This is a genomic window from Stenotrophomonas sp. Br8, assembly GCF_014763005.1.
Taxonomy (GTDB): Bacteria; Pseudomonadota; Gammaproteobacteria; order Xanthomonadales; family Xanthomonadaceae; genus Stenotrophomonas; species Stenotrophomonas lactitubi.
In genome coordinates this window covers 80,502-95,002 of the sequence record NZ_JACGTN010000006.1, presented here as the reverse complement: position 1 = coordinate 95,002, position 14,501 = coordinate 80,502, and the positions used below count along the sequence as shown (strand labels likewise).

8 protein-coding genes are annotated in these 14,501 nt (G+C 65.5%); 6 read left to right on the top strand and 2 right to left on the bottom strand.

The window, feature by feature from the left end:
* Window positions 1-44 precede the first annotated feature (44 nt).
* A complete protein-coding gene (locus H3005_RS06145) occupies window positions 45-239 on the bottom strand; it encodes a heavy-metal-associated domain-containing protein (RefSeq protein WP_100552413.1) in 195 nt (64 codons plus the stop codon).
* 163 nt (window positions 240-402) lie between these two features.
* Window positions 403-3,474 (bottom strand): TonB-dependent receptor, encoded by a 3,072-nt coding sequence (locus H3005_RS06140; protein WP_191077772.1) that lies wholly within the window; start codon window positions 3,472-3,474, stop codon window positions 403-405.
* Between the two features lie 1,070 nt (window positions 3,475-4,544).
* On the opposite strand from H3005_RS06140, the gene H3005_RS06135 reads away from it, so the two are divergent.
* The 6 genes from H3005_RS06135 to H3005_RS06110 all read left to right on the top strand — a co-directional run bounded on the left by H3005_RS06135 (window position 4,545) and on the right by H3005_RS06110 (window position 14,420).
* Window positions 4,545-6,983 (top strand): GH92 family glycosyl hydrolase, encoded by a 2,439-nt coding sequence (locus tag H3005_RS06135; protein ID WP_165781018.1) that lies wholly within the window; start codon window positions 4,545-4,547, stop codon window positions 6,981-6,983.
* A 96-nt stretch (window positions 6,984-7,079) separates the two neighbouring features.
* Window positions 7,080-8,129, top strand: coding sequence for a LacI family DNA-binding transcriptional regulator (locus H3005_RS06130; RefSeq protein WP_100552415.1), 1,050 nt, complete (start codon window positions 7,080-7,082; stop codon window positions 8,127-8,129).
* Window positions 8,130-8,199: 70 nt separating this feature from the next.
* Window positions 8,200-9,513, top strand: a complete 1,314-nt coding sequence (gene fucP / locus H3005_RS06125; protein ID WP_100552416.1) for an L-fucose:H+ symporter permease — start codon at window positions 8,200-8,202, stop codon at window positions 9,511-9,513.
* A 7-nt stretch (window positions 9,514-9,520) separates the two neighbouring features.
* Window positions 9,521-10,516, top strand: coding sequence for a carbohydrate kinase (locus H3005_RS06120; RefSeq protein WP_100465219.1), 996 nt, complete (start codon window positions 9,521-9,523; stop codon window positions 10,514-10,516).
* Window positions 10,513-11,739: an AGE family epimerase/isomerase gene (locus H3005_RS06115; protein ID WP_100552417.1), complete on the top strand. Its 1,227-nt coding sequence runs from the start codon at window positions 10,513-10,515 to the stop codon at window positions 11,737-11,739. The genes H3005_RS06120 and H3005_RS06115 overlap by 4 nt, the downstream gene beginning before the upstream one ends.
* 59 nt (window positions 11,740-11,798) lie before the next feature.
* Window positions 11,799-14,420: a glycoside hydrolase family 2 protein gene (locus H3005_RS06110; protein WP_191077771.1), complete on the top strand. Its 2,622-nt coding sequence runs from the start codon at window positions 11,799-11,801 to the stop codon at window positions 14,418-14,420.
* The last annotated feature ends 81 nt before the right edge of the window (window positions 14,421-14,501 follow it).

Here is a 14,501-nt window from a genome sequence, read left to right as displayed (position 1 = left end):
GCAATTGCGCGGGGCGGGCATTGTTCATGCAGTTGGCAGCGTGATCAGGCCGTACGTGGCGGGAAACCCGCTTCGGTCAGTGCCGCGACGATCTGTGCCTGGCTGGCCGACGTCTGTACCTGCACGCGGCGGCTTGCCGGGTCGGCCGACACGGTCGCTGCCGGGTCGACCAGTTCGATCGCCTTGGTCACGCTGCGCGCGCAGCCACCGCAGGTCATGCCTTCCACATGGAATTCCATCTGTAGCTCCTTCGATTCACTTGGGGGTGGAGGCAGTGTGCACTTTGCAACGATGGCAGGGTCAAGCGTTCCCCGGAGCGAAGGGACCACAAAAAACGGCAGCCACCTGTACCAGCGCGGCTGCCGTGGAGGATCGTCCCCGCCCACAGGCGGGGGTGAGACCTTAGAACTTCCAGTTCACGCCGAAGTACAACTGGCGGCCGGCATACAGGTTGGACAGCAGACGGGCCTGGCTGTCATTGCCGATGTAGCTGCGCAGTTCCGACTTGGTGGCGTTGAGCACTGCCGCGGTGACCGTCCAGTCCGGCGTGAGGTTGTAGGCAACGTTCAGGTCGAGCTGGCTGTACGGCTTGGTGTAGGTGGTCATGCCATTCTGCAGCCCGCCAACCACTTCACCGCGACGGTTGTACGAGGCGCGGGCCAGGATCTTGTCGTTCTCGTAGAACACGGTCACGTTGGCCTGGTTCTTGGCGCTGCCCACCAGTGGCGAAGAACCGATCTCTTCGCCATCGAGCACGATCGAGGCCAGGTTGGTGTCGTTGTAGGTGTAGTTGGCCTGCACACCAAAGCCCATGTCGAAGGTGTACTGGCCGTACAGTTCCACGCCCTGCGAGACGCCATCACGGCCGTTGGCCTCGGTGCGGTACTTCTGCACGGTGACCGTCTGGCCGCCGACGGTCATCTGCTGATCGCGCACCACCGGCACGGTGAAGTTGTCCACGTTCTTGCGGAACAGCGCGACACCGGCTGCGGAACCCGGCTTGAAGTACCACTCCAGGCCGATGTCGAACTGAACGGCCTTGAACGGTTCCAGTGCCTTGTTGCTGCCCGAGCCATACCAGCCGGGAGTGTCGGTGCCGCCAGCGACGCGGCGGTCGTTGCTGTACTCCTCGCTGATGTAGGTGAGGCCGCCGGGATAGGCAATGCTGGTATAGCTCGGGCGGGCGATCACTTTCGAAGCCGCGCCACGCAGCACCAGGTTGTCGGTGATATCCCAGGCGATGTTGAAGCTGGGCAGGAAGTCGGTGTAGGTCTTGTCCAACGAGGCCAAGGTGAAGACCTTGTCGCTGGCCTGGGTGTCAGGCACGCGCACGAAGCCGCCCTGGCAGCGCAGGGCGGGATCGGCGGCCGGGTCATCGCAGCTCATCGGCGCGCCGCTGGCGTTGTCCACGAAGTAGTCGTTGAAGCGTTCGACCGAATCGCTGGACTGGGCAAACTGCCTGGTGCGCACCACGCGCACGCCGACGTTGCCGCGTACGCGCTCGGTACGGAAGTTGGCCTGGAAGTAGCCCGAGTAGATCTTCTCGTTGACGTCGTAGACGAAGTCTTCCTCGGTGCGGTTATGCGAGCCGCCGTAGGTCTTGTTCAGGTAATCGATGTAGGCCGGGTAGTTGATGCCCGGGAACACGTTGGCGTTGAAGCCGCCGGCAATGTTGCTGATCGGGTTGGACAGGAAGAAGCCAGGCTGGGCATCGCCGGCAGTTGAATCGCAACCGGCCTGGTAGCGGTTGTTCTTGTAGTCCGCCGGGTCCAGGCCCTGGCACACCCAGTAGGTATTGCCGGTATTGCGGTGCACCTTGCCGTCCCGGTACTTGGTGCCGAACTGGATCGAATCCAGCCAACCGGCTTCGAACAGTTTGGTGAAATCGGCCTGGAAGTAGTTCTGCTCGACCTCGGTCTGCATCCACGACGAGTCGGTGGAGCCGGTGTCCACTTCGGCGATGCCGGCCATCAACTGCTGCTGCAGATCCGGTGAGAACTGTGCCGATGGCGTACCGGTCAGGTCCCAGGCGGTGTAATTGACAGACTGCCATTCGTTGCCGACCTTTCGGCGCGGCTTGGCCGACATCCGGAAGTTCATCGACGGGCCGCCTTCAGACCAGGTGCGGCCGCCGGTGAACGACGCCTTCCACAGCGGGCTGATGTCCCAATCGATGGTCAGGTCGGCGGTCTGCGAGAGCGCTTTTTCCTTGCTGTAGCCACCGGTCAACTGCGGGGTAGGCATGGTGCAGTCATCCGGGCCCCAGCCGCCCGGTGCCAGGCCGGCCGCCTTCGCCTGCTCTTCGCTGCAGATATATGTCTTGCCCGGCAGCTTTTCGAACTGTGCGCCGGTCACGATGCTGCCACTGGGGTCGAAGTCCAGCCCATTGAGCAGTCGTCCGCCAGCCCAGTTCCCGTCGCCGTTGAAGCGAGCCATGCTCCACTCCGGCACCTTCAGCATGTTCTGGGTGTAATCACCCTGCAGCTCGAAGCGGAAGTAGTTGGCGGTCAGGGTCAGGTTGTCGATCGGCTTGAACTGGAAGGTCAGCTGGCCGCCCGTGCGCTCGCGCTTCTCTTCCTTCACCGCGAAGTTCACCGAGGTCGGCATGAAGAACTCGCTGTAGTTCTTGCCGGTCTGGTTGTTGAAGCCGGACTTGCCCCACCAGTAATGGATGCCGTCCTGTTCCAGCAGGTTGCCGTTGGCATCACGGGCGGTGGTGCCGTTGCCGTACCACTGATAGTCCTCGGTGCTGGCTTCCATGGTGCGGCTGGTGCGATTCTGCTGGGTCACGCCGACCAGCACGCCGAAGCGCTCGTCCTTGCTGTGCCAGGAATACAGCGCCGACACCTGCGGGTCGACGTCGTGGCTGGTGTCGGACGAGGTGCCTTCCAGGTTCACGTAGCCGGAATTGGCTTCCATATCCAGCGGGCGGCGGGTGTGCAGGATGACCGTGCCGCCGATGCCGCCTTCGTCGATGCGAGCTTCCGGCGACTTGAACAGCTCGGCGCTGGACAGCATGTTCGACGGCAGCAGGGTGTAGTTGAACGAGCGGGTGGCTTCGTTGTTGGTTTCCGACGAGGCGACGAAGTTGCCGTTCAACTGAGTCAGGGTCAGGTCGGGCGCGAGGCCGCGCACGCTGACCGACTTGCCTTCGCCACCGCTGCGGGTGATGACCACGCCGGGCACGCGCTGCAGCGCGTCGGCCACGTTCTTGTCGGGGAACTTGCCAACGTCCTCGGCGGTGATCACTTCGACCACGGCGTTGGCGTCGCGCTTCTGCTGCAGGCTCTTTTCGATTGCGTAGCGATAGCCGGTGACCTGGACGCTGTCCAGGGTGGTGGCGTCCTGCGCGCCGGTCGTTGCCGCCTGCTGCGCGGAAGCGCCAAGCGGGGCGACGGCGGCGGCCAGGGCCAGCGCGATGGCCAGCGACAACGCGTCGTGGCCCTGCGTACGTGTTGAATGCTTCATTGCCATCTCTCCCTCTCTCCTGGATTGATCCGGTGACTGACTGACGCGGAAACTTGAATCGATCTAATTCGTGATGCCGATCTTGCCTTCGCCCTGCAGATGCAGCGAGCGCCTGGCAGATAGCGCGGCACGTCCTGTCTTGCTCCCCAACTCCGGGCCATCGCGCTGTCGTCTTGGATCGATCTAAGCGATGGGCGGGGCGATTTTTAGCACGGCAACGGCGCCGACGCATGTTGCTGCGCAATATGGCAGCGACGTGTCGTGCAAATGACCCTTCGGGGAAAATTGCTGTAAGCGGTTACATGCGCAAAAGGGGTGGGCCGGCCGGGCTGCGCCCGGCGCCCGCAGAGGCCGAAGCGACGGCAACGTCAAAAGCAGCTCTGGTTTTCTATGGGTTTGGCGGGGCGGTGTGGGTTGGCAGGACACGCCGTGAACCCATCCATGGGGGCTCGATGGCGCCATCCATGGCGCCAACGGTCCTGCCAACCCACACCGCCCCGCCCTCGACACATCTGCGGTGACGGATGGTTCTTCGACGCCTTGCGTCGATCAAATCCATCGAAATCAAGTATCTCCATATCTGATTGAAGAGAACCCACGCATGACGTGGACCACGTGTCGACCAAGGTCGACACCCACCAGGAGCGCGCCACGCCATTCCAGCAGATCGCAGGAAACTGTCGAAGGCGGGGTGGGTCCGGTTGCGGGGGCGTGAGCGCCATGGATGGCGCGACCGAGCTTACAGGGACGTACTTGCAGCGTCCCCCGCAACCGGACCCACCCCGCCATCCCACGGAATGCAGCTGTTGCTGTTGCAGTTGTTGTTGCTGTTGCTTCGGCCGTTGCCTCTGCGGGTGCCGGGCGCAGCCCGGCCGAAGCCCACCCTTCATGCTGCGCCGCAGAATGCATTGGGCGAAATTCCCATGCTCTACTTGAATCGATCTAAATCCGCCAGGGTGCGGATTTATACCGATGGAAACGAGGGCTCGGCCTGTGCGGCCGGTCCTTCGCTGCCGCCCTGCCGCCAAGGAGTCCTGCCCGTGACCAGGTTGTCCCACCGTCGTCCCGACCGCCGCCTGTCGGCACTGTCCCATCGGCCCTTCGCCCGCATCGCCTGCCTGTTGGCCCTCGCGGTGACGCCCTGGCTGCAGGCCGCGCCGGCCGCGCTGGAGCGCGAGGTCAACACCTTCATCGGCAGCAAGGATGACGGCAACACCTTCCCCGGTGCCTCGGCGCCGTTCGGCCTGATCCAGGTCAGCCCGATCGGCAGCCACTATTCGGGCTGGCGCTACGACGACGACAAGATCCGCGGCTTCGGCCACTCCTTCCTGTCCGGCGCCGGTTGCTGGGAGCAGGGTGGGCAGGTCTCGGTGCTGCCGGTGACGGGCAGCATCGGTCCCCGCGGCGACTTCGATACCGCCAACCCCAAGCAGTTCGACCACAAGGCGTATGCCTCGGCCTATACCCATGACGGCGAAATCGGCCAGGCCGGCTACTACAAGGTGCGTCTGACCAGCTACGGCGGCATTGATGCGGAAGCGACGGCGCGTACCCGCGCGGCTGCCGAGCGTTACACCTTCAGCCAGGGCAAGGGCGATGGTCACGTGCTGGTCAATGTCGGTCAGGCCAACGAGCGCCACTCGGTGATCGGCAGCGTGGTCGACGTGGTGGGTGACCGCGTGGTCGAAGGCAAGCTGGTCACCAAGAGCTTCTGTGGTGGCCATCAGTACACCACCTGGTTCCGTATCGAATTCGACCGTCCGTTCAAGGCGCATGGCACCTGGGGCGAGGGCGGTGGCCTGCCGGGCGCGCGCCACAGCATGGAAGGCGAGCAGAAGCCGAATGGCGCGTGGCTCAGCTTCGACCTGGGCAAGGGCAAGTCGGTTACTGCCGTCAGCGCGATTTCGCATGTGGACGCCGAAGGTGCGCGCAACAACCTGCGCGCCGAGGGCATGCAGGGCGGGGCGCTGCTCGGCTTCGAACGCATGCGCGCGCTGTCGCAGCAATCGTGGCGTGAGCAGCTGGCACGCGTGCGTGTGCAGGGCGGCACTGCCGACGATCGCACCGTGTTCTACAGCGCGGTCTATCACGCACTGCTGCAGCCGATGACCGGCAACGATGCCGATGGCCGCTACCGTGGCTATGACGATGGCATCCATCGCGCCGATGGCTGGACCTACTACGAGTACTTCTCGCTGTGGGATACCTACCGTGCGCAGAACCAGTGGCTGGCACTGACCCGTCCGGACGTGGCGCGCGACATCGGCCGTACTCTGCTGGCGATCGACGAGCAGGGTGGCTGGTTGCCGCGCTGGGGCTATGCCAACTTCGAGACCAACATCATGACCGGTGATCCGGTCACCCCGTTCATGGTCGACCTGTGGCGCTTCGGTGCGCTCAAAGGCCGTGAATCGCAGGCATGGGACGCGCTGCGCCGCAATGCCTTCGGCACGCCGCCGCTGAACTCGCGCATGGCCGGCCGTTCCGGCAATCCAACCTATCTGGACAAGGGCTACGTGGTCTACGACCGCGCGTTCCCGTCCAAGGGCATGGACGTTGATCCGCACCACGGTGGTTCGGCTACCTTGGAATACGCGCTGGCCGACTGTGCGCTTTCGCAGATGGCCGATGGCCTCGGCCATGCGCAGGACGCGGCGACGCTGCGTGAGCGCGGTCGCAACTGGCGCAAGGTGTGGGACCCGCAGGTGCGTGATGCCGAGACCGGCTTCACCGGTTTCCCGCGTCCGCGTACCGAGGATGGCCAGTGGTACACCCCGGCCGATGGCCACTACAGCCCGCGCTCGCACCATGGTTTCCATGAAGGCACGGCTTGGCAGTACCAGTGGCTGGCGCAGCAGGACGTGCCGGGCCTGGTCGAAGCGATGGACGGCCGCGAACAGGCCGGCCGCCGCCTCGATGCCTTCTTCGCGATGGATGCGCTGCAGGCCGACCCGCTCAATGCCGCCCGCAAGGAATGGGTGGTCGGCCCGTACAGCTACTACAACCAGTTCCGCTACAACCCCAACAACGAGCCCGACCTGCATTCGCCGTGGCTGTATACGCTGATCGGCCAGCCGTGGAAGACCGCCGCGGTGGTGCGTGCGGCGCAGCAGCTGTTCACCAATGCACCCAACGGTGTGACCGGCAACGACGACCTCGGCACGATGTCGGCCTGGTACCTGTTCAGTGCGATCGGCGTGTACCCGGCGGTGCCGGGCAGCGGCGAGTTCCTGCTGCACACGCCGCGCTTTGCCAAGGTCGAGGTCGAGCTGGGCAATGGCCGCACCCTGCGCATCGAGGCGCCAGGCGCCGATGGCCGCCGCCTGCAGTACGTGCAGGGCGTGCAGGTTGATGGCCAGGCACATGCGCCGGTATGGCTGGGCTGGAACCAGCTGCAGCAGGGCCCGAAGCTGCGCTTCGCGCTTGACGGCACGGCGCCGACGCAGGGCTGGGGCACGGCGGTGAAGGATCTGCCGGTGTCCTGGTGTGCGGCACCAGGCAGCCAGCTGCACTGAGCCGGGCTGTGCCGTTCGAGGCAACCCAGCGAACGGCACGGCACGACAGGGCCGCGATCCATTAGGCTTGAGCATCCATCGGAGTGCGGGAAGACGATGAACGACAACGGCGGCAGTTCCAGCAAGCGTTCCGGCAAGGCGGTGACGGTGACCGACATCGCCCGTGCCATCGGCGTTTCGCGCGCGACCGTGTCGCTGGTGCTGCGCGGCAGCCCGCTGGTCAACGTCGATACCCGCGCCCGGGTGGAGGCCGAGCTGCGGCGCCAGCGCTACGTCTACAACCGTGCTGCAGCGAACCTGCGGCGACGCACATCGTCCAGCATCGCGCTGGTGATCAACGATCTGTCCAACCCGTTCTTCGCCGAATTCGCCTCCGGTGTGGATGAAGCGCTGGGTGGGCGTGGCTACGTGACCCTGCTCGGCAGTACCGGCGAGTCACCCGAGCGCCAGCAGGCGGTGCTGTCCACGTTGATGGAACACACGCCTGCGGGCCTGATCCTGTCACCGGCCGAAGGCAGCGATGCCACGCTGCTGCGGCAGGCGCTGGGTGCCAATGCCAACGTATTGCTGTTCAACCGCGAACTGGACGGCGCCGAGTGGGACTTCCTGACCCTGGACAACCAGCATGGCGCCTACCTGGCCACCCGCCACCTGATCGAGCGCGGCCATCGCCAGATCGCGTTCTTCGGTGGCCACGCCGCATCGAGTTCCTGCCACCAGCGCCGCGCGGGTTTCCAGCAGGCACTGGCCGAAGCCGGGCTGGCGCTGCCGCCGGGCTGGATGATCGAATCGGCACCCAACCGTCTGGAAGCGGCCGCGCGCACCGACGAACTGTTCGTCGACGGCCATCGGCCGAGCGCGGCGGTCTGCTACAACGACACCGTCGCGCTGGGGCTGATGCTGGGCCTGAACTCGCGCGGCATCCGCCCCGGCGGTGACTTCGCGGTGACCGGCTTTGATGATATTTCCGAAGCGTCGGTCGCCGTGCCGCCGCTGACCACCTTGACCGCCGATCCTCGCGAGCGCGGCCGGCAGGCGGCGTCCCTGCTGCTGCAGCGGCTGGAGGAACCGGATGCGCCACCACGGCGCACGGTCGCCCCGGTACAGTTGCGCATCCGCGAAAGCAGTGCCGCACGTCCGAACTGATGCTCTGCTGCTGAACTGATTTCACCCTTCCACGCACCAACGACCTTTCGCGCATCGAGGCGCGTACCGCATGCCGATCTCCGCAACGCCCCGCCCATCGGGTTCCCCGGGCAACCAGCCTGCCGTCACCAACGGCAAGGCGCTGGCCGTGGTCACCACCATCTTCTTCATGTGGGGCTTCCTGACCTGCCTCAACGACATCCTGATTCCGCATCTGAAGGCGGTGTTCGAACTGAACTACGCCAAGGCGATGCTGGTGCAGTTCACTTTCTTCGGCACCTACTTCCTGATGTCGTTGCCGGCCGGGCGGCTGGTGGCAGCGCTGGGTTACAAGAAGGGCATCGTGGCCGGTCTGGTGATCGCCGGCATTGGCGCGCTGGGCTTCTGGCCGGCCGCTGAGCTGCGCGTCTATGGCGCCTTCCTCGGTGCGTTGTTCGTGCTGGCCACCGGCATCACCGTGCTGCAGGTCGCGGCCAACCCGTATGTGGCGCTGCTTGGCCCTGAGCAGACCAGCTCCAGCCGCCTGACCCTGGCGCAGGCGTTGAACTCGCTGGGTACGGCCATCGCGCCGATCTTCGGCGGCATGCTGATCCTGTCCAACACGGCCATGAGCGGTGAGCAGATTGCTGCACTGCCGGCCGCCGAACAGCTGGCCTACCGTACCGCCGAGGCGCACGCAGTGCAGGGCCCCTACGTGGGCCTGGCCATTGCGCTGGTGCTGCTGGCCCTGTTCGTATTCCTGTTCCGCCTGCCGGCGCTGAACGACACCACCGAGCAGGCTGACGAGGGTCATCAGCACAGCTACCTGGACGCGCTGCGCAAGCGCCATCTGCTGCTGGGTGTGCTCGGCATCTTCTTCTACGTCGGCGCTGAAGTGTCGATCGGCAGCTTCCTGGTCAACTACCTGTCGATGCCCACCATCGGCGGCTTCAGCGAGCAGGAAGCCACCCACTATGTGTCGGCCTACTGGACGATGGCGATGATCGGTCGCTTCGCAGGTTCGGCACTGCTGGCGCGCTTCTCGCCGAGCCGACTGCTGGCGATCTTCGCGCTGGTCAATGTCGGCCTGCTGACGCTGACCATGATGACCTCCGGCAATGTCGCGCTGTACTCGGTGGTAGCGATCGGCCTGTTCAATTCGATCATGTTCCCCACTATCTTCGCGCTCAGCATCGAGCGTCTGGGCCCGCTGACCAGCAAGGGCTCGAGCCTGCTGATCATGGCCATCGTCGGTGGCGCCGTGGTGCCTTACCTGCAGGGCGTTCTGGCCGACCACGTCGGCGTGCAGGCCAGCTTCATCCTGCCGCTGCTGTGCTACGGCTACATCATTTTCTACGGACTGGTCGGCGCCCGCGCGCCGGCTGCCGGCACGCAGGGAGGCTGAGTCGAAAATGGGTTCCATCGTCTGCTTCGGCGAAATTTTGATCGATCTACTAGCGCAGCCACCGGCCTCGGCCGATACACCGCGCGCGTTCCTGCAGTACGCAGGCGGTGCACCGGCCAACGTCGCGGTGGCCGCCGCACGGCTGGGCGCGAAGACCCAGTTCGTCGGCATGCTCGGCCGCGACATGTTCGGCGACTTCCTGGCGGAGAGCCTGAGCGAACACGGCGTCGGCACCGACTACATCGTGCGCACCGACGCGGCCAAGACCGCGCTGGCCTTCGTGGCGCTGGACGCGGGCGGCGAGCGCAGCTTCAGCTTCTACCGTCCGCCTGCCGCCGACCTGCTGTTCCGTGACAGCGACTTCCAGGCAGGCTGCTTCGATGGCGCGCAGTGCTTCCATGTCTGTTCCAACAGCCTGACCGAAGCGGACATCGCCGAAGCGACGTTCGCCGGCATGGACCGCGCACGCACGGCCGGTGCGGTGGTCAGCCTGGATCTCAACCTGCGTCCGGCGCTTTGGCCGGCCGATGTCGACCCGACACCGCGGCTGTGGCAGGCGCTGGAACGCGCCGACCTGGTCAAGCTGTCGCGCGAGGAACTGGAGTACCTGGCGGCACCGCTTGGCGATGACGGCGAGGCGCTGGTGCTGCGGCGCCTGCTGGCCGCGCAGGCACGCTGGGTGATCATCACCGACGGCGCCGCCACGCTGCATTGGTACACCCGCGAGACGCAGGGCAAGGTCACCAGTTTCCGCGTGCCCACCGTGGACACCACCGCCGCCGGTGATGCCTTTGTTGGTGGCGTGCTGGTCGGGCTGCTGGAGCGGGGTGGGGCGGGTGCGGGTTTTGCCGCGTTCTGCCAGGACCCGCAGGCGATCGCCGCCACGCTGCGCTTCGGCGCCGCCGTTGGCGCACTGGCGGTGACACGGAAGGGCGCGTTCGCTGCGATGCCCTCGTTCGATGAAGTGCAGCAATTGCTGCAGGCACAGGATCTTCCCGCATGAGCACCTCGCCTGATTTCCGTTCCCCGGCCTTCCTGCGCGCGCACATCTCCGACACCATGGCGTTCTACCACCCGCGCTGCATCGACCCGAAGGGCGGCTTCTTCCACTACTTCCGTGACGACGGCAGCATCTACGATGCCAGCCATCGCCACCTGGTGAGCAGCACCCGTTTCGTCTTCAACTACGCCATGGCTTACCGCGAATTCGGCAATGCCGAGTACCGCGATGCGGTCGAGCACGGCGTGCGCTACCTGCGCGAGGTGCATCGCAACCCGGCTACGGGCGGCTACGCCTGGACCCTGCGCGATGGCGTGGTCGAGGATGACATGAACCACTGCTACGGCGTGGCCTTCGTGCTGCTGGCCTACAGCTGTGCATTGAAAGCGGGTATCGAAGAAGCCCGCACGTGGATGGATGAGACCTGGCAGCTGTTGGAAGCGCGCTTCTGGGAAGCGGAGCACGGCCTGTACAGGGACGAGGCCGACGGCCAGTGGAACTTCACCGGTTACCGTGGCCAGAACGCCAACATGCACATGTGCGAGGCGATGCTGGCTGCATTCGAGGCCAGTGGCGAGCAGCGCTATGTCGAGCGCGCGCTGCAGCTGGCCGACAACATGACCCGCCGCCAGGCGGCCAAGGCCGGCGGTCTGGTCTGGGAGCACTACGGCGTCAACTGGAACATCGACTGGGACTACAACCTGGACGATCCCAAGCATCTGTTCCGGCCATGGGGCTTCCAACCGGGGCACCAGACCGAGTGGGCCAAGCTGCTGCTGATCCTGGACCGCCACGTGCAGGCCGACTGGCTGCTGCCGACCGCGCAGCATCTGTTCGATGTGGCCGTGGAGCGCAGCTGGGACGAGGCGCGCGGCGGCCTGTACTACGGCTTCGCACCGGAGTCGCGCCGCCAGCCCGGCATGGACGGCGCGCCGATCGGCGGCGACAGCTTCGTCTGCGACGACGACAAGTACTTCTGGGTGCAGGCCGAGACCCTCGCCACCGCTGCACTGATGGCCAAGCGCACCGGCGATGAGCGCTATTGGCAGTGGTACGACCGTATCTGGGCGTACTCGTGGGAGCACTTCGTCGACCATCAGTACGGCGCGTGGTTCCGTATCCTCGACGCAGACAACCGCAAGTACAGCGACGAGAAGAGCCCGGCTGGCAAGGTCGATTACCACACCATGGGCGCCTGCTACGAAGTGTTGAACGTCGTTCGTTGAACATCGTCCGAATGCAGTAGTGCCAGGCCACGCCTGGCAAAAACAACAGGAGTCCGCACGTGCATCGCCTTCCCCTCGTTGTCCGTCTTCTCCTGCTGCTGATCGCGGCGACCACATTCCCTGCAACCGCCGCACCGCTGCAGGCGCAATGGGAATTCCGCCTGCTGCCCGGCGACGCGCAGGGCGCGGCGCATCCGGGCCTGCAGCAGTGGCGCGCGGCCACGGTGCCGGGCAGCGTGCATACCGATCTGCTGGCGCACGAGCTGATCCGCGATCCCTACGTCGGTGCGCCCGAAGCCGAGCTGCAGTGGATCGGCCTGGCTGACTGGGAGTACCGCGCCCGTTTTGATGTGGACGCCGTCACCTTGGCCAGGCCCAACGCCGAGCTGCGCTTCGATGGCCTGGATACCTATGCCGAGGTGAAGCTCAACGGCAAGCCGCTGCTGCGTGCCGACAATGCCCACCGCACCTGGCGCGCCCGCGTCGAAGGTCGCCTGCGAGCGAAGGGCAATGAGCTTCAGATCGTGTTCCGTTCGCCGATCCCCACGCTGCTGCCGGGCGTGCAGGCGATGCCGCACAAAATCGCAGGCAATTATCCTTCGCCGTACGGCGATGAACCCAAGGACGCGATGGTCGGCAACTTCGCGCGCAAGCCGGCCTACCACTTCGGCTGGGACTGGGGCCCGCGCTACGTGACGGCTGGGGTCTGGCGCGGCGTTGACCTGCAGGCATGGGGCGCGCATCGGTTGACCGACCTGGCCGTACGCACCGATGCGCTTGATGCAGGCAAGGCCAGGCTGGCCGTGGTGCTGCAGATGGAGCAGGGCGCGGTCGCCGGTCCGGTGGCGGTAGACGTTGAGGTGCGTGATCCCGATGGCCGCAGCGTTGCACGGGTGCAGCGCACGGTCGAGCTGAAGCCCAGCCAGAACAGCGTGGAGGTGCCGGTTGAACTGGCCAAGCCGCGGCGCTGGTGGCCGGTCGGCCATGGTGCGCAGGACCGCTACACCGTAATGGCCTCGCTCGACGGTGGTGTCGATTCCACGTTGAAGCGCGAGCAGCGTATCGGTCTGCGCACGGTCGAGCTGCGCCGCGAGCAGGACGACAAGGGAGGGCAGGGCTTCGCCTTCGTGATCAATGGTGTGCCGATCTTCGCCAAGGGCGCGAACGTGATCCCGTTCGATGCCTTCCCTGCGCGTGTTGATGCTGCGCGACTGCGCCAGGTACTGGTCGCCGCGCGCGATGCCAACATGAACATGCTGCGCAACTGGGGTGGTGGTTACTACGAAGACGATGCGTTCTTCGATATCGCCGACGAACTGGGCCTGCTGGTCTGGCAGGACTTCATGTTTGGCGGTGGCATGCAGCCGGGTTACGACCCGGCATTCCGCGCCAGCGTGGTCGCCGAGGCGCGCGACAACGTGCGCCGGCTGCGGCACCATCCCAGCATCGTGCTGTGGTGTGGCAACAACGAAGAAGAAACAGCATGGAAGGATTGGGGCCACGGCCGCGACCTGAAGGCCGCAGATCCGGCGTTTGCAGCGAAGGTCTGGCAGGGTTACGTTGACCTGTTCGGCAACGACCTGCGCCAGGTGGTGAGCGAAGACGGGCTGGGCGTGCCGTACTGGTCCAGCTCGCCGAGCAACGATCTGGACGAGAAGGCCAACGACTCCACCCGCGGTGACAAGCACTACTGGCAGGTGTGGGGCAATCCGGCATTGCCGGTGCAGGCCTATCTGCGCGAGACCCCGCGCTTCATGTCCGAGTACGGCCTGCAGGCCTGGCCTGCAGTGGCGACGGTGGACCAGATCGCTACCCGTGCGGAGCAGCGCATCGACAGTCCGGTGATCCGTGCGCATCAGAAATTCATGGCCGGCGAGGGCAATACGCGCCTGCTGCACTACATCGAGCTGGGCTACGGCACGCCGAAGGACTTCGAGGACTTCGTCTATCTGAGCCAGGTGATGCAGGCCGATGGCATCGCCCTGGCGGCGTTGCACCATCGCGCTTCGCGGCCGTACACGATGGGCTCACTGTACTGGCAGCTCAACGACGTCTGGCCAGGTGCGTCGTGGTCGAGCGTGGACTACTTCGGCCGCTGGAAGGCGCTGCACTTTGCCGCGCGCCGCTTCTTCGCGCCGGTCACCGTGGTCGCGCTGCGCGATGAGGGCAGGACACGCGTGCGCCTGATCAATGACCAGGCCGCGCCGTTGGATGCGCGGTGGCGCCTGCGGGTGATGGACGTGGAAGGCAAGGTACTGCGCCGTCGCGAGCAGGCGGTGACGCTGGTCGCTGCCGGGGTGACCGATATCGGCAACTACGCGGATGCCGAATTGCTGGCCGGTGCTGACCCTGCGCGGACGGTGGCGGTGTTCGAGCTGCTGCAGGGCGGCAGGGTGACGGCGCAGCAGGTCGTTGGGTTCGTCGAAGCTAAGGATCAGGTGCTGCCACGCCAGCAGCTGAAATCAACCCTGACGATCGACGGTGACCACTACCGCCTGCGGCTGCAGAGCGCAGCGCTGGTGCGCGCGGTCTGGATCGATTTCGGCGCGCTCGACGTGCAGGTGGAAGACAATCTGCTGGACCTGCTGCCGGGCGAAACCCGTGACATCGCCGTGCGTGGCCCGGTGGATCTGACTGCGCTGCGTGAGGCGTTGAAGGTGCGCACCCTCAACGATCGTTGAGGGTGGCTGAACCACGTTCTGGTAGGTGTCAACCTTGGTTGACACATCGGCCGTATGCCAACCAAGGTTGGCATCTACCAG